This window comes from Mycolicibacterium houstonense, assembly GCF_900078665.2.
Taxonomy (GTDB): domain Bacteria; phylum Actinomycetota; class Actinomycetes; order Mycobacteriales; family Mycobacteriaceae; genus Mycobacterium; species Mycobacterium houstonense.
The window spans coordinates 156,142-179,786 of the sequence record NZ_LT546207.1 but is presented as its reverse complement, the minus strand read 5'-3'; the positions used below and the strand labels follow the sequence as shown (position 1 = coordinate 179,786).

General features: G+C 67.7%; 23 protein-coding genes and 3 pseudogenes. 11 read left to right on the top strand and 15 right to left on the bottom strand.

The window, feature by feature from the left end:
* Positions 1 to 21 precede the first annotated feature (21 nt).
* Positions 22 to 2,235 carry a glycoside hydrolase family 3 C-terminal domain-containing protein gene (locus tag BN4332_RS00935; RefSeq protein WP_066896310.1) on the top strand — a complete coding sequence of 738 codons (2,214 nt, stop codon included), beginning with the start codon at positions 22 to 24 and terminating at the stop codon, positions 2,233 to 2,235.
* Here BN4332_RS00935 and BN4332_RS00930 read toward each other — a convergent pair.
* On the bottom strand, positions 2,223 to 3,404 hold the full coding sequence (locus BN4332_RS00930; RefSeq protein ID WP_066896307.1) for a CoA transferase: 1,182 nt from the start codon (positions 3,402 to 3,404) through the stop codon (positions 2,223 to 2,225). The two genes, BN4332_RS00935 and BN4332_RS00930, sit on opposite strands and share 13 nt — an antisense overlap.
* A gap of 56 nt (positions 3,405 to 3,460) precedes the next feature.
* Here BN4332_RS00930 and BN4332_RS00925 point away from each other — a divergent pair, with 56 nt between their 5' ends.
* From BN4332_RS00925 to BN4332_RS00910, 4 genes are all read left to right on the top strand, one after another.
* Positions 3,461 to 4,597, top strand: coding sequence for a phosphotransferase (locus BN4332_RS00925; RefSeq protein WP_066896305.1), 1,137 nt, complete (start codon positions 3,461 to 3,463; stop codon positions 4,595 to 4,597).
* Between the two features lie 43 nt (positions 4,598 to 4,640).
* Entirely contained in the window at positions 4,641 to 5,198 is a 558-nt protein-coding gene (locus BN4332_RS00920; protein ID WP_066896298.1) for a TetR/AcrR family transcriptional regulator, read from the top strand.
* A 97-nt stretch (positions 5,199 to 5,295) separates the two neighbouring features.
* Positions 5,296 to 6,780, top strand: a complete 1,485-nt coding sequence (locus BN4332_RS00915; protein WP_066896295.1) for an aldehyde dehydrogenase family protein — start codon at positions 5,296 to 5,298, stop codon at positions 6,778 to 6,780.
* A gap of 19 nt (positions 6,781 to 6,799) precedes the next feature.
* Positions 6,800 to 7,213, top strand: a complete 414-nt coding sequence (locus BN4332_RS00910; RefSeq protein WP_066896292.1) for a nuclear transport factor 2 family protein — start codon at positions 6,800 to 6,802, stop codon at positions 7,211 to 7,213.
* Positions 7,214 to 7,294: 81 nt separating this feature from the next.
* On the opposite strand, the gene rlmN is transcribed toward BN4332_RS00910, so the two are convergent.
* Together rlmN and BN4332_RS00900 are read right to left on the bottom strand one after the other, a co-directional pair.
* Positions 7,295 to 8,386 (bottom strand): dual-specificity RNA methyltransferase RlmN, encoded by a 1,092-nt coding sequence (gene rlmN, locus BN4332_RS00905; protein ID WP_066896289.1) that lies wholly within the window; start codon positions 8,384 to 8,386, stop codon positions 7,295 to 7,297.
* Between the two features lie 13 nt (positions 8,387 to 8,399).
* Positions 8,400 to 9,254 (bottom strand): LysR family transcriptional regulator, encoded by an 855-nt coding sequence (locus BN4332_RS00900; RefSeq protein ID WP_066896286.1) that lies wholly within the window; start codon positions 9,252 to 9,254, stop codon positions 8,400 to 8,402.
* A gap of 197 nt (positions 9,255 to 9,451) precedes the next feature.
* On the opposite strand from BN4332_RS00900, the gene BN4332_RS00895 reads away from it, so the two are divergent.
* Positions 9,452 to 10,402 carry a DMT family transporter gene (locus BN4332_RS00895; RefSeq protein ID WP_066896474.1) on the top strand — a complete coding sequence of 317 codons (951 nt, stop codon included), beginning with the start codon at positions 9,452 to 9,454 and terminating at the stop codon, positions 10,400 to 10,402.
* On the opposite strand, the gene BN4332_RS00890 is transcribed toward BN4332_RS00895, so the two are convergent.
* From BN4332_RS00890 to BN4332_RS00875, 4 genes are all read right to left on the bottom strand, one after another.
* Complete coding sequence (locus BN4332_RS00890) at positions 10,313 to 11,191, bottom strand: phosphatidate cytidylyltransferase (RefSeq protein WP_066896283.1); 879 nt, start codon at positions 11,189 to 11,191, stop codon at positions 10,313 to 10,315. The two genes, BN4332_RS00895 and BN4332_RS00890, sit on opposite strands and share 90 nt — an antisense overlap.
* Positions 11,191 to 11,748 (bottom strand): ribosome recycling factor, encoded by a 558-nt coding sequence (frr, locus tag BN4332_RS00885; protein WP_066896281.1) that lies wholly within the window; start codon positions 11,746 to 11,748, stop codon positions 11,191 to 11,193. The genes BN4332_RS00890 and frr overlap by 1 nt, the downstream gene beginning before the upstream one ends.
* 22 nt (positions 11,749 to 11,770) lie before the next feature.
* Entirely contained in the window at positions 11,771 to 12,520 is a 750-nt protein-coding gene (gene pyrH, locus BN4332_RS00880) for a UMP kinase (RefSeq protein ID WP_066896279.1), read from the bottom strand.
* Positions 12,521 to 12,668: 148 nt separating this feature from the next.
* Positions 12,669 to 13,361 (bottom strand): class I SAM-dependent methyltransferase, encoded by a 693-nt coding sequence (locus tag BN4332_RS00875; protein WP_066896276.1) that lies wholly within the window; start codon positions 13,359 to 13,361, stop codon positions 12,669 to 12,671.
* 36 nt (positions 13,362 to 13,397) lie between these two features.
* Between BN4332_RS00875 and BN4332_RS00870 the strand changes: the two genes are divergently transcribed.
* Together BN4332_RS00870 and BN4332_RS00865 are read left to right on the top strand one after the other, a co-directional pair.
* Positions 13,398 to 13,838 carry a MarR family winged helix-turn-helix transcriptional regulator gene (locus tag BN4332_RS00870; RefSeq protein ID WP_066896273.1) on the top strand — a complete coding sequence of 147 codons (441 nt, stop codon included), beginning with the start codon at positions 13,398 to 13,400 and terminating at the stop codon, positions 13,836 to 13,838.
* Positions 13,839 to 13,888: 50 nt separating this feature from the next.
* On the top strand, positions 13,889 to 15,010 hold the full coding sequence (locus BN4332_RS00865; RefSeq protein ID WP_066896270.1) for a glycerate kinase: 1,122 nt from the start codon (positions 13,889 to 13,891) through the stop codon (positions 15,008 to 15,010).
* A 70-nt stretch (positions 15,011 to 15,080) separates the two neighbouring features.
* On the opposite strand, the gene BN4332_RS00860 is transcribed toward BN4332_RS00865, so the two are convergent.
* The 4 genes and pseudogenes from BN4332_RS00860 to BN4332_RS00845 form a co-directional block, all read right to left on the bottom strand.
* A complete protein-coding gene (locus BN4332_RS00860; RefSeq protein WP_066896266.1) occupies positions 15,081 to 15,524 on the bottom strand; it encodes a DUF350 domain-containing protein in 444 nt (147 codons plus the stop codon).
* Between the two features lie 33 nt (positions 15,525 to 15,557).
* Positions 15,558 to 16,721 (bottom strand): glutathionylspermidine synthase family protein, encoded by a 1,164-nt coding sequence (locus tag BN4332_RS00855; RefSeq protein ID WP_066896262.1) that lies wholly within the window; start codon positions 16,719 to 16,721, stop codon positions 15,558 to 15,560.
* Positions 16,722 to 17,264 carry a hypothetical protein gene (locus tag BN4332_RS00850; RefSeq protein WP_066896259.1) on the bottom strand — a complete coding sequence of 181 codons (543 nt, stop codon included), beginning with the start codon at positions 17,262 to 17,264 and terminating at the stop codon, positions 16,722 to 16,724.
* Between the two features lie 134 nt (positions 17,265 to 17,398).
* Positions 17,399 to 18,568, bottom strand: a pseudogene (locus tag BN4332_RS00845) (amidase); the annotation flags it as partial.
* A 20-nt stretch (positions 18,569 to 18,588) separates the two neighbouring features.
* Between BN4332_RS00845 and BN4332_RS35725 the strand changes: the two are divergent.
* Positions 18,589 to 18,684 (top strand): annotated as a pseudogene (locus BN4332_RS35725) (hypothetical protein); the annotation flags it as partial.
* A 51-nt stretch (positions 18,685 to 18,735) separates the two neighbouring features.
* On the opposite strand, the pseudogene BN4332_RS00835 reads toward BN4332_RS35725, so the two are convergent.
* From BN4332_RS00835 to rpsB, 3 genes and pseudogenes are all read right to left on the bottom strand, one after another.
* Positions 18,736 to 19,293 (bottom strand): annotated as a pseudogene (locus BN4332_RS00835) (LLM class F420-dependent oxidoreductase); the annotation flags it as partial.
* Between the two features lie 177 nt (positions 19,294 to 19,470).
* Positions 19,471 to 20,298, bottom strand: coding sequence for a translation elongation factor Ts (tsf, locus tag BN4332_RS00830; protein ID WP_066896256.1), 828 nt, complete (start codon positions 20,296 to 20,298; stop codon positions 19,471 to 19,473).
* Between the two features lie 18 nt (positions 20,299 to 20,316).
* Positions 20,317 to 21,147, bottom strand: a complete 831-nt coding sequence (gene rpsB / locus BN4332_RS00825; protein WP_066896254.1) for a 30S ribosomal protein S2 — start codon at positions 21,145 to 21,147, stop codon at positions 20,317 to 20,319.
* Positions 21,148 to 21,445: 298 nt separating this feature from the next.
* Here rpsB and BN4332_RS00820 point away from each other — a divergent pair, with 298 nt between their 5' ends.
* Both BN4332_RS00820 and BN4332_RS00815 read left to right on the top strand, forming a co-directional pair.
* Entirely contained in the window at positions 21,446 to 21,943 is a 498-nt protein-coding gene (locus BN4332_RS00820; RefSeq protein ID WP_066896250.1) for a M23 family metallopeptidase, read from the top strand.
* A 102-nt stretch (positions 21,944 to 22,045) separates the two neighbouring features.
* Positions 22,046 to 23,011 carry a TIGR03621 family F420-dependent LLM class oxidoreductase gene (locus BN4332_RS00815; RefSeq protein WP_066896247.1) on the top strand — a complete coding sequence of 322 codons (966 nt, stop codon included), beginning with the start codon at positions 22,046 to 22,048 and terminating at the stop codon, positions 23,009 to 23,011.
* Here BN4332_RS00815 and BN4332_RS00810 read toward each other — a convergent pair.
* Positions 23,008 to 23,640: an alpha/beta hydrolase gene (locus tag BN4332_RS00810; RefSeq protein WP_235653985.1), complete on the bottom strand. Its 633-nt coding sequence runs from the start codon at positions 23,638 to 23,640 to the stop codon at positions 23,008 to 23,010. The genes BN4332_RS00815 and BN4332_RS00810 overlap by 4 nt on opposite strands.
* Between the last annotated feature and the right edge of the window lie 5 nt (positions 23,641 to 23,645).

Here is a 23,645-nt window from a genome sequence, read left to right as displayed (position 1 = left end):
TTCGTCGCTACCCTGGGCTCGGTGACCGACTCAGCTGATCTCATCGCCGGGCTCGACCTGACCGAACAAGCCGCGCTGGGCAGCGGCGCGAGTTTCTGGACCACCAAGGCGATCGGTCCGGTGCCGTCGATCGTGCTGACCGACGGCCCGCACGGCGTGCGTCGGCAATCCGGCAGCGCCACAGACCATCTCGGCCTCTCGGGCAGCGAGCCGGCAACCTGTTTTCCGCCGGCGGTCGGGCTCAGTCAGACCTGGGACGCCGAGCTGGTGGAACGGATCGGCCGGGCACTCGGCGACGAATCGCGTGCGCTGGGCGTGCATGTGCTGCTCGGCCCGGGAATCAACATCAAGCGCGATCCGCGCTGCGGCCGCAACTTCGAGTACTACTCGGAGGATCCGCTGCTGTCCGGGGTACTCGGCGCCGCGTGGGTGCGCGGAGTCCAGAGTCGCGGTGTCGGTGCGTCGCTGAAGCATTTCGCGGTCAACAACGCCGAGCACGACCGGATGCGCGCGAGCTCCGATGTCGATGAGCGGACATTGCGGGAGATCTACCTGCGGGCGTTCGAGCACGTGATCCGCGACGCGGCGCCGTGGACGGTGATGTGTTCCTACAACCGGATCAACGGTGTCTCCGCCGCGGAGAACACCTGGCTGCTGACGACGGTGCTGCGCGACGAGTGGGGTTTCGACGGCGTGGTGGTGAGCGACTGGGGTGCGGTGGCCGACCGGGTCGCCGCGGTGTCGGCGGGCCTGGATCTGGAGATGCCCTCTACCGGCGGCGTTTCCGACGGCGAGGTGGTAAAGGCGGTCCAGGACGCGAAATTGGGCGCCGATGCGGTCGCCCGTGCTGCGGCCCGGGTGGCCCACCTGACCGAGCAGGTCACCCGAAACGGTGAAACGAAAGCATCATTCGACGTCGACGAGCATCATGCGCTGGCGCGCGAGGCCGCCGGGCAAGCCATCGTCCTGTTGAAGAACGACGACGGGCTGCTGCCGCTGGCACCGGCTCCGCTCGCGGTCATCGGTAGATTCGCTCAGGAGCCGAGGTATCAGGGTGGGGGCAGCTCCCACGTGAACCCGACCCGGCTCGATGTGCCGCTGGACGAGATCCGCGGGCTCGCAGGCGATCACCCGGTCAGCTATTGCGCCGGCACCGATGTGGCCGCAGCGGTCACGGCCGCCGAAGCGGCCGATGCCGCGATCGTGTTCCTGGGCCTGACCGCCGAGGAGGAGTCCGAGGGCTATGACCGTGAGCACATCGACCTGCCCGCCACCCAGATCGACCTGTTACGCGCGGTGGTCGAGGCACAGCCCCGCACGGTGGTGGTGTTGTCCCACGGTGGTGTGATACGGCTCGACGCCGTCGCCGACCTGGCCCCGGCCATCGTCGACGGCGCCCTGCTCGGACAGGCCGGAGGCGGCGCGCTGGCCGATGTGCTGTTCGGCGTGGTCAACCCCTCGGGCCGACTGGCCGAAACGGTGCCACTGCGACTGCAGGATTCGCCCGCATACCTGAATTTCCCGTCCGAGTCCGGTCATACCGTCTACGGCGAGCGGATGTTCGTCGGCTACCGCTGGTATGACGCGCGGGATCTACCGGTGGCGTTCCCGTTCGGGCACGGCCTGTCCTACACGACGTTCGGGTACTCCGATCTCGAGCTCACCCCCACCACCGATGGGGTGTCGGTCCGGCTGACGGTGACCAACACCGGCTCCCGAGCCGGCCGCGAGGTGGTGCAGGTCTACGCCGGATTGCCCGGTTCCGCCGTCGGCCGGCCGCCGCGGTGGCTCGCCGGATTCGCTTCGGTGACGCTCGATCCGGGCGAACAACGTTCGGTCGAAATCGCGGTCGGCCGAGCCGATCTCGCCCACTGGAGCCCAGATGCCGGACGCTGGGTGGTCGAAGCCGGCGACTATGTCGTGTCGGTCGGCGCATCGAGCCGCGACCTCCGGCTCGGCGCGTCGGTGACGGTGGACGGTGACGAGCCGATACGACCGTTCACCCGCGAATCGACGTTGGGTGAGCTGCTCGCCGATCCGGTGGCCGCACAGACGATCCTGACGGTGCTGAGCAGCGCTTCCCCTTTCGGCACAACCGATTCCGCATTCGGCATGAACCTGATGCGCATGCTGGAATCCGTGCCGATCGGCCGGATGACCGGGTTCTCGGCGGGAAAGGTCACCCACGAGCAGCTCGACGAACTGCTCGCGAGCATCAACGCTCAGCGGTCCTGAGTGCCGCGCAGCTCGGCGAGGATCTCGTCGGTGTGCTCGCCGAGCGCCGGCGCCACCATCCGTGGCTGCCACGGTGTTGCCGAGAAGTCGGCCGGGCTGGCCACCATCGGCACCGTCGAAACCCCGTCCGGTACTTCGACGATGCCGCCTGCGGCATGGAACTGCTGGTCGGCGATGACATCGTCGAGGCTGTTGATCGGCGACCAGAAGAAGTCCGGCTCGGCGTCGAACAGCGGAGCCCAATGGTCCATCGGTTGTCCGGCGAAGACGGTGTCCAGTTCGGCGACGAGCTCGCGGGAGTTGAGGTAACGGTCGCGTGCCGTGGCGAACCGCGGGTCGGTCAGCCAGTCTTCACGAGCCACCACGCGGCAGAGCGCCGGCCAGTGCCGGTCGCCTTGTAGTCCGACGATCCAGAATCGTCTCCCGTCGGCGGCGGCGTAGTTGTTCATGCACGGGTTCGCCATCGCCTCCCGCCGGCCGATGGCGATCTGTTGTCCGCTCATCAGCAGGGTGTTCAGATCGAAGCTGACGGTGTAGGCGCCTTGGCGGTACAGCGAGGTGCTCACCAATTGTCCTGCGCCCGTGCGATGCCGGGCCAGCAGCGCGGCGCACACCGCGGCCGCCAGGGTCATCCCGGCCGAGTGGTCCCCCATCCCGCCGCGTTGGAAGGGTGGCGTGTCGCCCGGCCGGGTCAGGAGGTCGGCCAGCCCGGCGCGGGCCCAGAATGCGGCGACGTCGTAGGCCGCCCGGTCCGCCTCCGGCCCGGCCAGGCCGTAGCCGGTGACCAGTCCGTATACCAGGCGCGGGTTGCGCGCCGCCACCGTCTCGAAGTCGAGCTGGAGCCGCCGCAGCGCCGCGGGCCGCACGTTGGTCAGGAAAACGTCTGCGCTACAGAGCAATTCCAGCGCCACGTCTCGGCCATCGGCGGTGCCGAGGTCGAGCACGATGCTACGTTTGGAGCGGTTGTCCATCTCGAACGGCGGGTTGGCGGCCACCCCGAGCTCCGGGTCGATACCGATCATGCGGCCGAAGGTCCTTGCGGGGTCGCCCGACGGCGGTTCGATCTTGATGACGTCAGCACCCCAGTCGGCGAGGATCGCCCCGGCGGCCGGGGCGGCGACCCAGACGCCCAACTCCACGACGCGGAACCCCTCCATCGGACCCGCCATCGCCACCCCTTTCCGAAATCGCTTTACAATCTTGCGCAAATTTGTAAACTTGCCCAATGCTCACACCGGCCCGCCGCCTCGTCCCCGCAGCCGGCCTGGCCGCGCATATCGGCCACGGGATGCAACGTATCGCAACGGATGCCGTTCTCGGGGGCATGCGGTCGATGCCTCGGCGCATCGCCGACCTCGACGCCGCCTACCTGACCGAACTGACCGGCCACCGCGTGGATTCCCTCGCCATCGTCGGCGGTGACGCGGGGACGTCGTCTCGTGCGCGGCTGAAACTGCGGGGCGAGGCTCCCGAATCGGTGTTCGTCAAGATGCCCGCAGTCACCGCGGCCACCCGGATGATGGGCGAATTGGGCCGGCTCGGGCACACCGAGGTTCGCTTCTATCAACAGTTGGCCGGTGAACTGGCAGGCGTGCCGCGCTGCCACGGTGCCGCCTTCGATGCACTCACCGGCCGCTTCGTGCTGGTGCTGGAAGACCTGGCCCGCGGCCCCTGTGAATTCACCGACACCCTGCGCCCGCTCGACAAGGACCGCGCGGCGCTCACCGTGGAATTGCTGGCCCGCCTGCACGCGGCGTTCTGGGACCGGCTGCCGGCGCGCGGCGGCAGCGGTCCGCTGGGCTGGCTGTACTCGGCGTCGGGTGACCACACCTCGTTGATGACCGGATCGCTGCTCAAGCTGTCGACCAAACGACTGGCCGAGCGCACCGACATCCCGGTGGCCGACGGCCGGTTCGTCGACGAGAACTATCGGGCCGCGGCCCAGCTTCTCGACCGGCCACCGCACACGGTGATGCACGGAGACGCCCACCCGGGCAATCTGTTCTTCCGCAACGGTGAGGCCGGGCTGCTCGACTGGCAGGCCGTACGCCGGGGCCACCCGGGGCGCGAATTGGCATATACCCTGGTCACCTGTATGACCACACACGATCGACGCGCCGCCGAGCGCGATCTGCTCGACGAATACCGACGCGCACTGGCCGCGGCCGGTGGTCCCGCACTGGACCCCGACGAGCTCTGGGAGCGCTACCGGTTGGGCGCGATCTACGCCTATGCCGCGCCGGTGATCACCGCGGGCCTCGGCGGCATGCAGGACGAGGGCATCGCACTGGAAGGCGCCAGACGCGGCGTCGCCGCCTTGGCCGACCTGGAGACTGTGGCGATACTCAAGAAGTTGCTGTGATGGTCCTACCATTTGGTGAACCTCGATCAACCAAGGCCTGGACGTGAATGAACCTGTACCCGCGCAGCGGGACGCATCAGTCGAAGACACCTCGACGCGCCACCGAATCCTGGTGGCGACCGCCGAGGTGCTGGCCCGCAGCGGGCAGACCAAGCTGAGCCTCTCCGAGGTGGCACTGCAGGCCGGGGTATCTCGGCCCACGCTGTACCGCTGGTTCGCCGACAAGCAGGAGCTGCTCGACGCGTTCGGCACCCACGAACGCGAGATGTTCGACCACGGCATCAGCCGCGCCACCGTGGGCCTGCGGGGCAACGAGAAACTCGATGCCGCATTGCGTTTCATCGTGCAATATCAGCAGTCGTACTCCGGGGTCCGGCTGGTCGACATCGAACCCGAAGTGGTGATCGCCCAGCTGGCCAACGTCATCCCCATCATGCGGTCGCGGCTGCTCAAACTGCTGTCCGGCGCCAACGCCCCGGTGAAGGCGGCCACCGCGATCCGGGTCGCGGTCTCGCACTACATCGTGCGCAGCGACGACGACGACCAGTTCTTGGCTCAATTGCGCCACGCCGTCGGCATCAAGCAGTCCGACACGAACTGACGCTCCTCGCCCCGACGTCGCCCACTCTACGATCGCAGAGACTTGCAGTCTCGCCAAAGGGGTGACACAGGACGCAATTTTTGTAAAGCTGTTCGGCATGACCCAGGTGCAGAGCGACACCGGCGTGCTCGCCGGTGACGAGCGGATGCTCATCGACGGCGAACTCCAATACACCGGCAGCGGTGCGAAATTCGACGTCATCCACCCCGCCAGCGAGCAGGTGGCGGGCCAGGCGACCGACGGCACCACGGCTGATGTCGAGCGGGCCGTGGGCGCCGCGCGACGCGCTTTCGACGAAACCGACTGGAGCCGCGACGTCGAGTTCCGCCACCACTGCCTGATGCAGCTGCACGACGCGCTGGAGGCCGAGAAGGAACGGCTGCGCCGAATCCTGGTCACCGAGGTCGGCTGTCCGGTGACCGTGACGGGATCACAGATCGAGGACCCGATCTGCGAGGTCAAGCACTGGGCCGAACACGGCAGGAACTTCGAGTACGTGGTCGACAACGGTGTGCACCAGACCCAGCTCGGGCCGGCGCGGCGCAAGATCGCCTACGAGCCGGTCGGCGTGGTCGGCGCGATCACCCCGTGGAACGTACCGTTCTACCTCAACATCGCCGAGACGGTTCCTGCCCTGATGGCGGGCAACACCGTGGTGCTCAAGCCGGCGCAGCTCACCCCGTGGTCGGGCACCGAGCTGGGCCGCATCGTCGCCGAGCACACCGACATCCCGGCCGGCGTGTTCAACGTCGTCGTGTCCAATGCCAACGAGGTCGGGGCCGCGCTGTCGGCCGACCCGCGGGTCGACATGATCACCTTCACCGGATCGACCGCGACCGGGCGCGCCATCCTGGCCGCCGGGGCATCGACGGTCAAGAAGACCATGCTCGAGCTGGGCGGCAAGTCGGCCCACATCGTGCTCGACGATGCCGACTTCAACTCGGCACTGCCGATCGCGGCGATGATGGCGTGTGTGATGAGTGGGCAGTCCTGCATCCTGCCCAGCCGGATCCTGCTCCCCCGCAGCCGCTACGACGAGGGCATCGAGCAGCTCAAGGGCGCGATGGAGAACTTCCCGGTCGGCGATCCGTGGACCCCGGGCATCATGCAGGGCCCGCAGATCAGCGCCACCCAGCGCGAAAAGGTGCTCGGGCTCATCCGATCCGGCATCGATTCGGGCGCCCGGCTGGTCACCGGCGGCGGGATTCCGGAGCACCTGCCGACCGGGTACTACACCCAGCCGACCCTGCTCGCCGACGTCGACCCCGACTCGCAGGTGGCCCAGGAGGAGATCTTCGGACCGGTGCTCACGGTCACCCCGTACGACTCCGACGACGAGGCCGTGGCCATCGCCAACAACTCCATCTACGGACTGTCCGGGGAGGTTTCGTCCGGCGATGTCGACCGGGCCTTCGCCATCGCACGGCGCATCCGCACCGGCAACGTCACGATCAACAGCCGCAGCCACTTCGGCATCAACAGCCCGTTCGGCGGCTCCAAGCAGAGCGGCCTGGGCCGGCGCAACGGCGAGGAGGGCTTCAAGGAGTACTTCGAGTCCAAGACCATCGGTATGCCGGAGTGAGCGAGCTTGCGAGCAAACCATGGACCTGAGTGCGAATTCCGCAATCTCGGCCCTGTTGTACCGCTATGCCCGAGCCGTGGACTCCAAGGACTGGGAGCTGTACCGGTCGGTGTTCACCGAGGACGCCGTAATCGACTACTCGTCGGCGGGCGCCATCGTCGGGACACGTGACGAGGTGGTCGACTGGTTCGCGGCCAACTTCGGGGTGATCCCGTGGAGCATGCACTACATCACCAACATCGAGATCTTGGACACCGACGGGGAGACCGCGACGGTGCGGGCGATGTTCTACAACCCCATGCAGTTGCCGGGGATGGCGGAGATGAGCGCGTGCGGCGGGTATTACCACCACGAGCTGGTGCGCACCCCCGACGGCTGGCGCAGCCGCAGCCTCCGTGAGGAGAACCTCTGGTTCACCAACGCGCCGGGTTAGGCCCGGCGATACGTTGACTTTGAATCCACGCAGACGCCTACTCGATCTTTTGCAGCCTCAGTTCAAAGTCAACGCCGCGGCTCAGCCCTCGGCGGCCAGCTGACCGCAGGCCGCGGCGATTTCTCGCCCCCGGGTATCGCGCACGGTGCACGACACCCCCTTGGCCTGAACGCGTTTGACGAACTCCCGCTCCACGGGCTTGGGGCTGGCGTCCCACTTGCTGCCAGGCGTGGGGTTGAGCGGGATGAGGTTGACGTGCACCAGCTGCCCCAGCTTGCTGTGCAGTTTCTTGCCCAAAAGGTCTGCACGCCAAGGCTGGTCGTTGATGTCGCGGATCAGCGCGTACTCGATGGACACGCGACGGCCGGTGACGTCGGCGTAGTACCGCGCGGCGTCGAGGACCTCGTCGACCTTCCACCGGTTGTTCACTGGGACCAGGGTGTCGCGTAGTTCGTCGTCGGGAGTGTGCAATGACAATGCCAGCGTCACCCCCAGCTTCTCGTCGGCGAGCTTGCGGATGGCCGGGGCCAGGCCGACCGTCGACACGGTCACCGACCGGGCGCTGATCCCGAAACCGTTGGGCGGCGGCGCGATGATGCGTTTGACGGCCGCCAGCACCCGGTTGTAGTTGGCCAGCGGCTCACCCATGCCCATGAAGACGATGTTCGACAGCCGGCCATCATGCTCCAAGCGCATGGCCGACGACGCCGCCCGGACCTGTTCGAGGATCTCGGCGGTGGACAGGTTGCGCATCAGGCCGCCCTGACCGGTGGCACAGAACGGACAGGCCATGCCGCAGCCGGCCTGCGAGGAGATGCACACGGTATTGCGCTGCGGGTAGCGCATCAACACCGACTCGAATGTGGTGCCGTCGCCCGCGCGCCACAGCGTCTTGCGGGTCTCCCCCGCATCGCACTGGATCTGCTTGACCGGATCGATCAGTGTCGGGAACAGGGCCTCGGCCACCTGGTCACGCACTGCGGCAGGCAGATCGGTCATCTGTTTCGGATCGGCGATCAGGCGGCCGTAGTACTGGTTGGCCAGCTGCTTGGCCCGGAATTTCGGCAACCCCAGTTCGGTGACGGCCTCCGCGCGGCCGTCCTCGTCGAGGTCGGCAAGATGGCGCGGTGGCATACCGCGTCGGGGGGCTTCGAAGACCAATTCCTGCTTCATGTTCTTTCCAGTATCAGGCTTGTTCGGCGAGAACGTCGTGAACGGTGCGTTCAACGGTGTCCAGGACATCCGCGTCCACGCCGGCGCGACCGCGCACGAAGACCGATGCGCGGCTCGCCGGCGGCAGCCCCTCGGCCAGACACAGTCCATCCGGCAGGCGGCCGATCATCGGCAGCAGTGCCACGCCCAGACCAGAACGCACCGCTGCGAACAGGCCGGACAGGTCGGCGGATTCCGCGGCGATGCGGTAGTCGATTCCACACCGCTCGAGCGTGGCGAACGTGGGCTCGCGCAATGTGCACGGCTCGGAGAACATCACCACGGGCAACGGCTGATTTGCCGCGGGCGCAGCGAAGCCTCGGCCCGAAACCCACTTCAGCGCAAGCGTTCCGGACGCGTGAGCCGGATCCAGTCCGGAGCCGTCGAGCATCACGGCCAGATCGACCAGACCGTGTTCGATGGCATCGGCGAGCATCACGTTCCGGTCGAGACGGAACCGCAACCGCCAGTCGGGCAACCGCTCGCCCAGTGCCGAGGTGAGGGCCGGCAGCATGACGTCGGCGCCGTGCTCGGTGGCGCCGATCAGCAGCACCCGCTCCTCGGCCGCACCGAGATCGGCCAACGCCGCGTCGTGCGCGGCGAGGATGCTGCGCGCGTGACCGAGGACGCGATGCCCCAGTTCGGTGAAGGCGACGCCGCGGCCGGACCGTTCGACGACGGGACCGCCGACGACGGCCTCGATCCGCCGCACGTGCTGGCTGACCGCGGACTGCGTCATGTGCAACACCGCGGCGGCCCGGTGAAACCCGCCACAGTCGGCCACTGCCACGAGGCTGCGCAGCGGAGCGATGTCCAGCACCTGACCCATGCGGCCAACGTACTCCGATCAGCGGATACGATCAAAAACTAGGGCTTCCCTTCTATTCGCCGAGTTATTCCACCGCAACGATTAGCATCAGCGATCAATCGCGATTGCTGATAATCGTTGGACCGGCGGTACGCGGCTCACCCACGATGGGCATCATGGCGACGACCGCACTGCGCACGCGAGGAGCAATTCAGCCGATGCCGATGCGCACGGCGACAACCGTGACGTTCTTCTACGCCCTGGGCTATCCGATCGGCAACCTCGCGGTGCACGCGCTGTCCCCGATGGCCGTGCTGGCCTTCCGGTTCGGGTTGGCAGGCCTCTTCCTGGGCACCTGGGCGGCGCTGGCCCGGGTCCGCTTTCCCACCGGCCGCAAGCTGCTGCACGTCGCGGTCGCGGGTCTGCTGATGCAGGCCGTGCAGTTCTGCGCGCTCTACATCGCCATTCAGCACGGCGCCCCGGCGGTGCTCTGCGCGGTCGTCATCGCGATGAACCCGGTCGCGACGGCGTTGCTGGCCGCGGTGTTCCTGCGCGACCGGTTGACGCCCCGCCGGGTACTCGCCTTGGTGCTGGGCGTCGCGGCCGTGCTGGCGGCGTGCGCGACGCGACTGATGGCCTCGGGCGGGATCGACCCCGCGGTCGGATTGCTGTTGGTGGCGTTGCTCGGCCTGGCCGCGGGCGGGGTCTATCAGCAGAGGTTCTGCTCCGATGTCGATTTCCGGGCTTCGACATCCGTGCAGAACGCGGTCGCGTTCGTGCCGGCCCTAGCGCTGGCGCTCACCACACCGGTCGAGGTGCACGACGTCACCAAGGCCGTGCTGGCGGTGGCGGGCGTGGTGCTGCTCAATGCCATGCTCGGGGTGTCGCTGTACGTGCGGGCGATCAATCTGCACGGCGCGTCGGCGGTCGCGATGCTGTTCTGCGTGATCCCCGCGGTCGCCGGGGTGTTGTCCTGGTTCATGCTCGGCGAGCGGGTGAACCTCGGAATCGCCGCCGGACTGGTCCTCGGCGCTGTCGCGTGCTGGCTGAACGCGTCAGGCGCACGCGGGCAGCGCAGCCTAGGCGAGAAGCGTCAGGACGATCCAGCCGACGACGGCCGACGGCAGCATCGCGTCGATGCGGTCCATGATCCCGCCGTGGCCGGGTAGCAGCGTCCCCATGTCCTTGATCCCGAGGTCGCGCTTGATCTGCGATTCGACCAGGTCGCCGAGCACGCCGGTGATCACCAGCAGCAGGCCCAGCGGCACGCCCACCCAGGCGGGCTTGTCCAGCAGGAACACCACGGAAAGAACGGCAGCGGCGATGCCGAACAGCAGCGATCCGCCGAGGCCCTCCCAGGATTTCTTCGGGCTGATCGCCGGCGCCATCAGGTGCTTGCCGAACAAGACGCCCGCGACATAACCGCCGATGTCGGCGAACACGACCGTGACGATGATGGTGAAGACCCGGGCACCGCCGTGGTCGGCGAAGATCAGCAGCGCGGTGAAGGCCGCGAACAGCGGCACCCACGTCGCGAGCAGGACGGTGGCGGCGATATCGCGCAGATAATTGACCGGTTGCCGGTCCAGGCCCTGGCCCACCAGGCGCCACACCATGCAGACGACGATCGTCCCGCCGTAGGCGCCCAGTAGACCGGCGGCGCCGAACGGCCAGGTCAGCCAGATCATCGCCTGGCCGCCGAGTAACAGCGGGACGGTGGGCAACGCGTACCCGTGTTCGCGCAGCCGCCGGATCACCTCGTGAGTGGCGATGGCGATGGCGACCGCGAGCAACGGCAGCCACCACATCGGCGCGAACAGGAGGGTCCCGATCGCCATGGCGCCGAGGACGACGCCCACGGCGATGGCGGCCGGAAGGTTACGGCCGGCCCGGGACTGCTTCTTCTGCGGTTCTCCGACCGGTGTGTTTGCCACGAAAGGTACTTGCTGATCGGCCACTAGACCTCCAGCAGTTCGCCTTCCTTGTGTTTGACCAGTTCGTCGATCTGGCTGGTGTAGGTGTGGGTGGACTTGTCGAGGTCCTTCTCGGCGCGCCCGACCTCGTCCTCACCGGCCTCGCCGTCCTTCTTGATGCGGCTGAGCTCTTCCATCGCCTTGCGACGGATGTTGCGGATCGAGACCTTGGCGTCCTCACCCTTGGACTTCGCCTGCTTGACCAGGTCGCGGCGGCGCTCCTCGGTCAGCTGCGGGATGGAGATGCGGATGATGCTGCCGTCGTTCGTGGGATTCACGCCGAGATCGGAGTTGCGGATCGCGTCCTCGATCGGCCGCAGCTGCGACGCCTCGTAGGGCTTGATCACGACGAGGCGAGCCTCCGGGACGTTGATGCTCGCCATCTGCGTGATCGGCGTCATCGCCCCGTAGTAGTCGATGTTGATACGGGAGAACATGCCCGGATTGGCCCGGCCGGTCCGAATGGTGGCCAGGTCGTCACGGGCCACACTTACGGCCTTTTCCATCTTCTCTTCGGCGTCGAAGAGAGTTTCGTCGATCACGTCGGCTTCTCCCGTTTCCCGTTCAGGTGGTGACCAGTGTTCCGATCTTCTCACCCGCCACCGCGCGGGCGATATTGCCTTCGGTGAGCAGGTTGAACACCAGCATCGGCATCCGGTTGTCCATGCACAAACTGAAGGCGGTTGCATCGGCGACCCGCAGGCCGCGATCGATGACCTCGCGATGGCTGACCTCGGTGAGCAGCTCGGCGTTCGGATCCTCGCGGGGGTCGGCGGTGTAGACACCGTCGACGGCCTTGGCCATGAGAACCACGTCGGCCCCGATCTCCAGGGCGCGCTGGGCGGCGGTGGTGTCGGTGGAGAAGTACGGCAGTCCCATGCCCGCGCCGAAGATGACGACACGGCCCTTCTCCAGGTGCCGTACGGCGCGCAGCGGAATGTAGGGTTCGGCGACCTGCCCCATGGTGATGGCGGTCTGCACGCGGGTGTCGATGCCTTCCTTCTGCAGGAAGTCCTGCAGCGCAAGGCTGTTCATCACGGTTCCGAGCATGCCCATGTAGTCGCTGCGGGTGCGTTCCATGCCGCGCTGTTGCAGCTGGGCGCCGCGGAAGAAGTTGCCGCCGCCGATCACGACCGCGACCTGGACCCCGCTGCGCACCACCTCGGCGATCTGGCGGGCGACCTGATGCACCACGTCGGGGTCGAGCCCGACCTCGCCGCCGCCGAACATCTCTCCGCCGAGCTTCAGCAGAACCCTTGTGTAGAAGGGACGAATGGGTGCTGCGCCCTCGCCGGCGACATTCGGATCCGCCATCGGTCTCCTCGGCACTCCTCGCATGTAGAGAGCCACCCGGGTTACCCCTGGACGGCCTCTCTATCCTGCCTTATCCCGGGCCGGAGACGTAGCCGGGGGGAGCTCCGGTGCGACCGAGTGTTGCCGGCCGGCGGAGTTCAGCGAACGGCTAACCCAGGTGCGCCTGCAGCAACCAGGCCGCCATCGACTTGCGGTTGTTGCCCTCGTCGCGGATGTCGGCCCCGGCGAAGTCTGCGAAGTTCGCGAACTCCGGCGGCACGTTGGCGTGGATGCGGGCGGGCCGGACATCGTCGATCACCCAGTACTTGCCGACGACCTCGCGCAGCTCGTCCTCGGTGACCGGGTTGGCCGGGCCGGTGTCTCCCATGGTGCCCTTGTCGAACACCAGGACGAAGTAGGAGGCGCCCGGGGCCGCGGCCCGCACGATGGACTGCTGGTAGCCCTCGCGAAGTTCGATTGGCATCGAGTGGAACAGCGTGCTGTCGACGATGGTGCCGAAGCGGCCGTCGTAGCCGGTGAAGGAGCTGATGTCGGCGACGTCGAAGCTGGCGTTGGCCAGTCCTCGCTTGGCGGCCTCGGCCCGGGCCATCTCGATGGCGGTGGCCGACTGATCGAGGCCCACCGTGGTGAATCCCTGCTCGGCCAGGTAGAGCGCGGTGGCGGCCTCGCCACAGCCCGCGTCGAGCACGTCGCCGTGGAACTTGCCCTCAGCGATCAGTGCCGCGATCTCGGGCTGGGGTTCCCCGATGCTCCACGGCGGTCGCACCCCGGCGAACTCGGGAGCCTCACCGCGGTAAGCCGATTCGAACATTGCGTCTGACATTTCGCTTGGTGTGGTCATGCGTCCGGTATATCAACGTGGTTGATATGTGTCAATATGCTTGATATGAACTCCGAAACGGGGGGCGTCCTGGCGGAGCAGCCGCTCGGTTACCTGATGTATCGCGTCGTCGCAGTCCTTCAGCCACGGGTCGCCGCACAACTACAGCCGCTCGGGCTCACGCTCCCCGAGTTCGTCTGTCTGCGCGTCCTGTCGATGGCCCCCGGACAGTCCAACGCCGAGCTCGCGCGTCACACCAATGTGTCGCCGCAGGCGATGAACAATGTGCTGCGCGGCCTGCAGGACCGCGGCGCGGTGCGCCGGCCCGCAACCGTCGATTCCGGACGGGCCCTGCCCGCCGAGCTGACCGCCGATGGCGCCGAGCTACTGACCCGCGCCGAGGCGGCCGTGCTGGCGGCCGAGGACGAGGTGCTCGACCGGCTCGACCCCGAACAGCGACGCGAGCTCAAGCGGCTGCTGGCCCATGCCGTGAAGTGAGCGCCTTCCGGCGCGCCGTACGGCGCCGCAGTCGGTAATGTCCCGGCAGGATGAAAATCGTTCTGGCCGCGGACTCCTTCAAGGAGTCGATGACCGCGTCGCAAGCGGTGGCGGCGATGCGCGAAGGCGTCCGGTTGGCGCTGCCCGAGGCCGAATGTGTCGGAGTGCCGATGGCCGACGGCGGCGAAGGGACGGTCGACGCGGTTGTCGACGCACTCGGCGGCGAACGCATCACAGTCGACGTCGCGGATCCACTCGGCCGCCCGACCCGCGCCCGCTACGGCTACGTCGCCGCACGCCGGCTGGCAGTGATCGAGATGGCCAGCGCCTCAGGCCTGGAGCTGGTGGCCCCGGCGGACCGGGATGTTCTGCGCGCCAGCACTTTCGGTGTGGGGCAACTCATCGTCTCGGCACTCGACCATGGCGCCACCGAGCTGCTGATCGGGATCGGCGGATCGGCCACCAATGACGCCGGGGTCGGCATGCTCACCGCCCTGGGCGCGACGTTCACCGATACCGAAGGCGCCGCACTGCCGCCCGGCGGCGCCGCACTGGCTCACCTGCACCGCATCGACGTCTCCGGCCTCGACCGCCGACTGGCGGACGTCCGTGTCCAGATCGCCTCCGACGTCACCGCACCCCTGCTCGGAACCGGCGGCGCGAGCGCCGTTTTCGGCCCGCAGAAGGGTGCCGGCCCCGCCGACGTCGAGATCCTCGAAGCCGCGTTGAGCCGGTTCGTGGCGGTGACCGAAGCCGCGCTGGGTCACGCCAGGCCCGACCGCCCCGGCGCAGGCGCGGCCGGCGGGCTGGGCTTCGGGCTGATGGAATTCCTTGCAGCCGAATGCGATCCCGGTGTCGAGGTGATCGCACACACCGTCGGACTGGAGCAGGCGCTGACCGGTGCGGACTGGGTGTTCACCGGCGAGGGCAGTGTCGATGCCCAGACCCTGTTGGGCAAGACCCCATTCGGTGTGGCACAGGTAGCCGCACGCACCGGTGCGCGGGTGGTGATCTTCGCCGGCCGGGTGGCCCCCGACGCCGACGTGCTGCTGGAGCACGGGGTCGCGAAATTGATCGCGATCACCTCCCCCGGCACGCCACTGGAGCAGGCCCTGCGCGACGGCCCGGCGGCGCTGACCCGAGCCGCCGCCGAAGTCTGCCGCACCCTTTAGCGCGAGCAGACACAGAATCGCATGTTTTCCGGGAGAAAAGTGCGATTCTGTGTCTGCTCGCGGGATGGACCTAGAGGATCGCCGCCGCGACGATCAGACCGAACGCCAGATAGGCGGCCGTGACCACCAGGACCTGGGGCGTGAACCGCTCGGAGGCCAACACCATGCCGATGTCGATGCCCTTGATCGCGCCGATCAACCGAACCGAGAACGCCTGGGCCGCAATGCCCAACAGCCCGAACACCAGTGTCATGATCAAACCCTGGATCAGATCGCCTGATGAGCTGTAGATGGCCAGCACGACGATCAGCGCCATCGACACGATGCCCGAGGCCGCCACCGCCGCGGCATTGGGCCGCCCGGCCCGCACCAGGGTGCGCAAGGGGCCCGGGGTGGTCCAGTCGATCACGTAGAAACCCAGGACCATCAGCGCCACACCGACGATCGTGTAGAGCACGATCGCCGATACCCCGTGGCCGAGAACCGACCAGTAGTCGGAGCTGAGCGCAACCAGAGTGGTTTGTCATAGGGAGTGTTCCTTCCAAGGTCACAGCGGGATGCGGTGTGGCACAAAGGCAGCGCCGTTGTCGGTGACGAGACCGGAGGTCTCACGGATACCGAGCCCGGCGGACTCGTCGCCGACGATCCAGGCGCCCAGCGCCGGGCGCATGTCATCGAATTGCGGTAGCGGATCGAGCAACTGGTACACGTAGCCCTCCTCGCCGTACACCCCGCCGGTCTCGGTTTCGTAGCCGGCGCCGACGATGGTGATGTTGGCGCCCTCCCGCCCGAGCTTGGGCTTGCGCACATACTCGGTCAGCTCGTGCGGGTCATCGATGTAGGCCGGCAACAGGTTCGGGTGTCCGGGATACATCTCCCACAGCACGGCCAGGATGGCCTTGTTGCTCAACAACGTCTTCCACAGCGGTTCCACCCACATGGTGGCCGGCAACTGTTCGACCGCGCGGCGGCCGAACTCGTCGTCGAGCATCCACTCCCACGGGTAGAGCTTGAAGATCGACGACATGGGGGCTTCCTCCAGGTCGACGAACCGGTCGAGATCCTGGTCGTACCCGATGTCCTCGATTGCCAGGCCGACCGTGTGCAGTCCGGATTCGGCGGCGCATTCCTGCAGGTAGGCCACCGTCACGTGATCCTCCCCGGTGAGCTCGGCGCCCGACCAGGTGAAGTACGTCTCGGCGCCGGGAAGGCGGTCCCGGATCTCGGCCCAGCGGGCAACCAGCTTCTCGTGCAACGAATTCCACTGATCGTCGGCCGGGAAGACATCGGTCTTCCAGTGCCACTGCAGGATCGCGGCCTCCAGCAGCGTGGTGGGGGTGTCGGCGTTGTACTCGAGCAGCACCGGCGGCCTGCGGCCGTCGTAGCGCAGGTCGAAACGGCCGTACAGATGTGGATCGCTACGCCGCCACGACTTCTCGATGTGCTCCCAGCTCCATTCCGGGAGCCCGAAGTCGCGGTAGCGGCCGGTCAGCACCACATTCTCGACGGCCTCCAGGCACATCGAGTGCAGTACCTCGACGGAGGCCTCGATCGACAGCACTTCGTCCATGTCGAACACGTAGTGCACCGATTCGTCCCAGTACGGTCGGTCGGCACCGGCAGCGTCGCGCGCCGGAGTCCCGAAGCACATCCCTTGGTCGGCGACGATCTGTTCCCAGCCGGCTCGCGGGGAACTGCGTTGACGGCGCATTCAGCTGCCCGAACTTCCGCCGTAGCTCGACGACGAGCCGAATCCACCTCGGGAGATGGAGGTGCCCGACTTCGTCTTGGCAGTGGTGCCCTTGGGCATCTCCAGTGTTCCGCCGCGGGCGATCGTTCCGACCCCGCCGTTGTTGCCGCCGTAGTAGTACCGGTACGGCGAACCGAGATAGATGAAGGTGCCGCCGGAGCTGCTGTGGCCGCTGGAACAGTACGAGTCGGGCACCACCTCGTTGGTGCCGTCCTTGACGCAGGTCGCCGAGATTTCCTCCTTGTGCAGGAGGTGATAGCCCAGCGCGATCACCCCGACCACACCGACCACGGCCACCGAGCCCATCAGGATCTTGCCGTTCCTGGCGGACCGCTCACGGGCCTTCTGCTCCTGCAGGGCGGCAAACTGTGCGGCGGCCTCACGTGCGCGCTGCGCCTTGTCACGCTGTCGCGCCTCGGCCACGGTCGGAGGCCGAGGCGTGGCGGTGTTCGGATCCTGCCACCGTATCGATCCTCGTTCTTGACCCAGCGGGTCGTAACTCATCGAGTGGCTCGGGTCGTTCGGCCCAGACGTCATTCACACCCCCGCAACAGTGACACTGTCGGCAATCATATGAGGCCGCGGACGTCCGCGAGAGCAGCACTTGGACAAATCCGTGCCCGGCCCCCAACCGCGGTCTACGTCACGGCCTTTCGTGCCCGTTTACGTGGGGCGGCCGGGGCCGGATCCTGAATACGCGGCCAGGGCCTGGCCTCCTCCAGCTCGAAGGCCAATTCCAGCAGCAACGCTTCGCGGCCGCGGGTCGCCGATAGCATCATGCCTGCCGGGAGGCCCGAAGCCGTCTGCGCCAGCGGCAGCGAGATCGCCGGGTCCCCGGTGGCGTTCTGCAGGGGTGTGAACGCCACCCAGCCGAGTAGCCGGTCGATGATCTGCTCGTAGTCGGCGGTCGGGTCGAGCCGGCCGATCTCCAGCGTGGGTTCGGCCAGGGTGGGCATGAGCACCGCGTCGTAGCTGCCGGACAGCCGCTCGGTGATCCGCCGCGACCGGGCCAGCCGGGCGATCGCCGACGGAACCCGATGCAGGTTGCGCGCGGCAAGACGTTCCAGCCCGAGGGTGAGATTGTCGAGTTTGTCCCGGTCGAAACTCGGCCCGAAGGAACGCTTGCCGCCGCGCACCGTCGCATACGCCAGGAACGACCAATAGAGCAGGAAGTCGTCCTTGAACCGGGCCGGGACCGGGTTGCCGATCACCGTGATCTGGTGACCGAGTTCTTCGAGCAGCGCCGCGGTCTTGTGGGTGAGCTCGGCCATCTCCGGGCCGGCATCGTGCACGACGGACTGGGTGCACACCGCGATGCGCAGCCGCTGTTTGCCGGGCCGGCTGACATCACCGATCGGCGGCAGCTTGGGGTTGCGGTACACCCGTTCCATCTCGCGGTAGAGCGCCGCGGTGTCGCGCACCGATCGGGTCAGCACCCCGTCGGACACGATCCGCAGCGGCATCACCCGCAGATCCTTGTCCTGCGGCAGCCTGCCCCGAGTGGGTTTGAGACCGACCAGCCCGTTGCAGGCCGCGGGGATCCGGATCGATCCGCCCCCGTCGTTGGCATGCGCGATGGGCACCACACCGGACGCCACGAACGCCCCCGAACCCGATGACGAGGCGCCCGCCGTGTACAGCGGATTCCACGGGTTGCGCACCGGGCCCAGGCGAGGGTGCTCGCACGACGCACTGAAGCCGAACTCCGAGAGCCGGGTCTTGCCCAGGGGCACCAAGCCGGTGGCCAGATAGGCCCGGGCGAAATCGCCGTTGGACGTCTCCGCCTTCGGTTCCCAGGCGTCGGTGCCNCAACGATTGACCCGCGCACATGTCCAGACCTGAACCGCCGCTGCTGGGCATCGGTTTCGGCCCGTCGAATCTCGCCTTGGCGATCGCGCTGGCCGAACAGGGCACGCATGCGACATTCCTGGAGGCCCAGCCGCGGTTCGGCTGGCACCGGGACATGCTGCTGCCGGGCGCGCGCCGAGGCACCGCCGAACCACACCGGGATCGGCCGCTGGACCGGCAGCGGCGCCAGGCCCGCCCCGGTCACCTGGTGATGGCGGCCCTCGAAACTCACCGACGATTCGGTCCACAGCCGGCGCATCAGCTCCACCTGCTCCTCGGACCGCTTGCCGCGATTGCCGAACTCCTCGCCCAGCGCCTCGTACTCGACGGCGTTCCAGCCCAGCCCGACCCCGAGGCGCAGTCGTCCCCCGCTGAGCAGGTCGACCTCGGCGGCCTGCTTGGCCACCAGCACCGCCTGGCGCTGCGGCAGGATCAGTACCCCGGTCACCAACTCCAGCGACGTGACCGCGGCCAGATAGCCGAACATCACCAACGGCTCATGGAATGTGGTGTACAGGTCATAGGGCCCCGACCAATCCCGGTGCACGGCCGGGTCGGCGCCCACGACGTGGTCGTAGGCCAGGATGTGGGTGAAGCCCAGTTCTTCGACGCGCTGGCCGTAGGCACGCACGGCTCCGGCGTCCCCGCCGAGTTCCGTCTGTGGAAACACCACACCTACGCGCATGTTGACCTCCAACACCTATTCGTACCCGTCAAACCCCTGCGTCGGCAAAAACCTCGGTTCGGCGGGCACCATGCGATCGGTGCGCGAATGAACAAAACCCCGCGCTTCCGGGATCGCCGGAAGGACGCGGGGTTTTGCGGCGAGCGGTGGGTACACCGCTCGAGTCTTCTGCTGTGGCTAGGCCTGGCCGACCTCGAACCGCACGAAGCGGGTCACGGTGACACCGGCCTCGTCCAGCAGTGCCTTGACGGTCTTCTTGTTGTCCGACACCGACGGCTGGTCCAGCAGGACGACGTCCTTGTAGTAGCCGGTGACGCGACCCTCGACGATCTTGGGCAGCGCCTGCTCGGGCTTGCCCTCTTCCTTCGCGGTCTCCTCGGCGATACGCCGCTCGTTGGCGACGATGTCCTCGGGCACGTCCTCACGGGTGAGGTAGCGGGCCTTGAGCGCGGCGATCTGCAGGGCGACCGCGTGAGCGGCCTCCTTGCCCTTCTCCGCATCGCCGGCCTGGTACTCGACCAGCACACCGACGGCCGGCGGCAGGTCCGCGGCACGCTTGTGCAGGTAGGTCTCGACCGTGCCGTCGAAGTAAGCGGCCCGACGCAGCTCCAGCTTCTCGCCGATCTTGGCCGACAGGTCGGCGATGGCCTGCTCGACCGTGGTGTCGCCGATCTTGGCGCCCTTGAGCGCGTCCACGTCACCGGCCTTCGCGGCGGCAGCGGCCGCGACGACCTGGTCTGCCAGTTCCTGGAACTCGGCGTTCTTGGCGACGAAGTCGGTCTCGGAGTTCAGCTCGATGAGCGCGCCGTCCTTGGCCGCGACCAGACCCTCGGCGGTGGCGCGCTCGGCGCGCTTGCCGACGTCCTTGGCGCCCTTGATACGGAGCAGCTCGACAGCCTTGTCAAAGTCGCCGCCGGCCTCGACCAGAGCGTTCTTCGAGTCGAGCATGCCGGCACCGGTCAGCTCCCGAAGGCGCTTGACGTCGGCAGCGGTGTAGTTAGCCATAAAAGACTTCTCCTGGAATTACGAAGCGTCAGTGGATGTTTCGGTTGCGGCGCCGGCATCGCCCTCGGCGGTTCCAGCGGTCGCACCGGCGAGCAGCTCCTGCTCCCACTCGGCGAGCGGCTCTGCGCCCTCGGCGTCCTGCTTCTCACCGGCACCCTGGCCGGCGCGGGCCTGCAGGCCCTCGGCCACCGCAGAGGCGACGACCTTGGTCAGCAGGGCGGCCGACCGGATCGCGTCGTCGTTGCCCGGGATCGGGTAGTCCACGACGTCGGGATCGCAGTTGGTGTCGAGGATCGCGATGACGGGGATACCCAGCTTGCGGGCCTCTCCGACGGCGATGTGCTCCTTGTTGGTGTCGACGACCCAGATGGCCGAGGGCACCTTCTGCATGTCCCTGATACCGCCGAGGGACCGCTCCAGCTTGTTCTTCTCACGCGTCAGCATGAGGATTTCCTTCTTGGTGCGACCCTCGAAGCCACCGGTCTGCTCCATGGCCTCAAGCTCCTTGAGGCGCTGCAGGCGCTTGTGCACGGTGGAGAAGTTGGTGAGCATGCCGCCCAGCCAGCGCTGGTTCACGTAGGGCATACCGACGCGGGTCGCCTCTTTGGCGATGGATTCCTGCGCCTGCTTCTTGGTGCCGACGAACAGAACGCTGCCACCGTGGGCGACGGTTTCCTTGACGAACTCGTACGCCTTGTCGATGTAGGTCAGCGTCTGCTGCAGATCGATGATGTAGATGCCATTGCGGTCGGTGAAGATGAACCGCTTCATCTTGGGGTTCCAACGACGGGTCTGATGCCCGAAGTGCGCGCCGCTGTCCAGCAGCTGCTTCATGGTCACAACAGCCATGAACTCGTTCCTTTATGTGTCGGTTGTCGCCCGGCGTCGGGTGATGCCAGGCCCTGGTGCCTGCCGGTTGCCGAACCCGATCTGGAAAACTTCCAGGTCAGGACCGTCGGCATCCGAGTACGACCCCGTTGAGGCGGTCGATGCGCAGACACGCGAAGTCAGCCCGCTCAGCGAGCTGCGGGTAGAAGTTTACACGCTGAACAGGGGTGCTTTTACCACGCGGCAAACCCGGCCCATTGATCCACAGGCCGGGGTTTCGGGGCTTTCGATCGGCTCGGGTTGACGCTGCACTGGAGTGATGAGGTTCGCCGCAGCTGCGCTGCTGTTGAGTATCGCGTGGCTGTGGCCGCCGCCCGCCCTCGCCGAGCCCTCCCGGCTGCTATGGCCGGTGTCGCCGCGACCAGCGGTGACCAGGCAGTTCGATGCGCCCTCCCCCAACTGGAACCGCGGTCACCGGGGCGTCGATCTGGCAGCCGTCCCCGATCAGCCGGTTCATGCCGCGGGCCCGGGCACCGTGGTGTTCGCCGGAGTGCTGGCCGGCCGCCCGGTGGTCTCCCTCGCCCATCCCGGTGGGCTGCGCACCAGCTACGAACCGGTGCAGGCCGCGGTCCGACCCGGTCAGACCGTCGCGGCCGGGCAGACAATCGGGACCCTGCTGGCCGGGCACCCCGGTTGCCCGGTGACCGCCTGCCTGCACTGGGGTGCGATGTGGGGTGCCGCGGCGCGGGCCGACTACGTCGACCCGCTCGGGCTGCTGGCCGAGACCCCGATCCGGCTCAAACCGCTGGGGGAATGACGCCTGCACCGCGCGCGTGCATGTTTGCTGCCCGCCACGCCGCCAAACAGCAGCAGTCTGCGCCCGCTCGCGCGCCGGCACGTGCGGCCTAGGGTCGGAATCATGACCGCCCCATCGGAATCGCATCGCAACCGGCCCATGCGGTTCGGCCTGCACACCGCGTTGCCGCGCGGTGTGGAATTCGCCGAGTTCGCGCTCACCGTCGAAGCATCCGGATTCGACGTGCTGACCATCCCCGACCATCTGGCGCCCACGGTCGCGCCGTTCAGCGGGGCGGCCACCGCGTGCGCCGTCACGTCGCATCTGCGGACCGGGACCCTGGTGCTCAACAACGATCTGCGCCACCCGGTCGACACCGCCCGCGAAACCGTGAGCGTGGCGGCGCTCTCGGGCGGCCGGTTCGAGTTGGGCCTGGGCGCAGGTCACATGAAGTCCGAATATGCCGCCGCCGGGCTGAAATTCGACTCGGGCGGCACCCGGGTGGACCGGCTGATCGAGTCGGTGGACGTGATCCGCCCACTGCTGGCCGGTGAGCCGGTGGATGTCGACGGCGCGCATTTCTGCGTGCGTGCCGAGGCCGGGGCTCTCGTCGCCCCACCGGGCGTCCCGGTGCCGCTGCTCATCGGCGGCAACGGCACGCGCGTCCTGCAGCTGGCCGGCCGGGTCGCCGACATCGCCGGGTTGGCCGGCTTCAGCCACAACCACGACGCCACCGAGGTACGGCTGACCCACTTCGACGCCACCGGCCTGCTGGACCGGATCGACGTCGTCCGCGCCGCCGCCGGTGACCGGTTCGACGCCATCGAACTCAACGCACTCCTGCAGTTCGTGGTCCACACCGACGATCCCGAGGCCGCGGCCGCCGAGCTGGCCGAACCGTTGGGGGCGTCGCCTGACCTGCTGCTGCGCTCCCCGTTTGCGCTATTCGGGAGCTACGAGCAGATGGCCGATGCGCTGGTGGACCGGCAGCGTCGGTTCGGGATCAGCTACTGGACGGCGTTCGACGCCTGGCCGGGCCGCGAATCGGCGCTGCCGCACCTGGCCGAGGTGATCAAGCTGGTGCGTTAACTCGCCGGGAGGCCGCGCAGGAACTCGGTCATCGCCTCGAGCACGATGTCCGGCCGGTCCCGTTGCACCCAATGGCCGGCCCCCGCAACGATTTTCAGCTGCGAATCGGGTATCAGGGTGGCCGCAGTACGGGCGCGGGCGACCGGAACGCCCGGGTCGCGTTCACCGTGAACGACCAGCGCCGGGCGCGGAAACGAGGCGAGCCGGTCGGTGTAGTCCGTGCGCTGCCGATTCCACCGGACCTGGTCGCGTTGCCATTGTTCGAACGCGGTGAATCCCGCCGGTTGGCCTGCCGCGGTCATGATCTCGCCCATCAGCGCGTCGGTCAGCTGAGCCGGGTCGGTGATCAGGGCCTGCATGCTGCGCACCATCGCCCGGCGGTTGGTGCCCACCCACCGGGTCGCCGCCCCCAGCAGTCCGGTGCGCACCGTGGCCCAGGTGACCAGTTGCCGCAGACCGGACAGCGGTCCGTCCGAGAGCCGCGGCATGATGCCGTAGCTGCCCAGCAGCATCGCACCGGTGACCCGGTCCGGGCGGTCCAGCACATGGCCGATGGTCAGGCCGCCGCCGAGCGACAGGCCACCGATCGCGTAGCGCTGCAAGCCCAGTGCGTCGACGAACTCCCCCACATAGG

What these genes read in the sequence shown, in the direction of transcription:
- BN4332_RS00900 (WP_066896286.1), bottom strand. Translation starts at nt 9,254, where the DNA reads ATGGGTCAGGTGCTGGACATCGCTCCGCTGCGCAGCCTCGTGGCAGTG.
- BN4332_RS00855 (WP_066896262.1), bottom strand. Translation starts at nt 16,721, where the DNA reads ATGCGCCGTCAACGCAGTTCCCCGCGAGCCGGCTGGGAACAGATCGTC.
- rlmN (WP_066896289.1), bottom strand. Translation starts at nt 8,386, where the DNA reads ATGAAGCAGGAATTGGTCTTCGAAGCCCCCCGACGCGGTATGCCACCG.
- BN4332_RS00865 (WP_066896270.1), top strand. Translation starts at nt 13,889, where the DNA reads ATGAAAATCGTTCTGGCCGCGGACTCCTTCAAGGAGTCGATGACCGCG.
- pyrH (WP_066896279.1), bottom strand. Translation starts at nt 12,520, where the DNA reads ATGGCGGATCCGAATGTCGCCGGCGAGGGCGCAGCACCCATTCGTCCC.
- BN4332_RS00910 (WP_066896292.1), top strand. Translation starts at nt 6,800, where the DNA reads ATGGACCTGAGTGCGAATTCCGCAATCTCGGCCCTGTTGTACCGCTAT.
- BN4332_RS00915 (WP_066896295.1), top strand. Translation starts at nt 5,296, where the DNA reads ATGACCCAGGTGCAGAGCGACACCGGCGTGCTCGCCGGTGACGAGCGG.
- rpsB (WP_066896254.1), bottom strand. Translation starts at nt 21,147, where the DNA reads ATGGCTGTTGTGACCATGAAGCAGCTGCTGGACAGCGGCGCGCACTTC.
- tsf (WP_066896256.1), bottom strand. Translation starts at nt 20,298, where the DNA reads ATGGCTAACTACACCGCTGCCGACGTCAAGCGCCTTCGGGAGCTGACC.
- BN4332_RS00925 (WP_066896305.1), top strand. Translation starts at nt 3,461, where the DNA reads ATGCTCACACCGGCCCGCCGCCTCGTCCCCGCAGCCGGCCTGGCCGCG.
- BN4332_RS00930 (WP_066896307.1), bottom strand. Translation starts at nt 3,404, where the DNA reads ATGGCGGGTCCGATGGAGGGGTTCCGCGTCGTGGAGTTGGGCGTCTGG.
- BN4332_RS00875 (WP_066896276.1), bottom strand. Translation starts at nt 13,361, where the DNA reads ATGACCACACCAAGCGAAATGTCAGACGCAATGTTCGAATCGGCTTAC.
- BN4332_RS00895 (WP_066896474.1), top strand. Translation starts at nt 9,452, where the DNA reads ATGCCGATGCGCACGGCGACAACCGTGACGTTCTTCTACGCCCTGGGC.
- BN4332_RS00815 (WP_066896247.1), top strand. Translation starts at nt 22,046, where the DNA reads ATGACCGCCCCATCGGAATCGCATCGCAACCGGCCCATGCGGTTCGGC.
- BN4332_RS00820 (WP_066896250.1), top strand. Translation starts at nt 21,446, where the DNA reads ATGAGGTTCGCCGCAGCTGCGCTGCTGTTGAGTATCGCGTGGCTGTGG.
- BN4332_RS00870 (WP_066896273.1), top strand. Translation starts at nt 13,398, where the DNA reads ATGCTTGATATGAACTCCGAAACGGGGGGCGTCCTGGCGGAGCAGCCG.
- BN4332_RS00850 (WP_066896259.1), bottom strand. Translation starts at nt 17,264, where the DNA reads ATGAGTTACGACCCGCTGGGTCAAGAACGAGGATCGATACGGTGGCAG.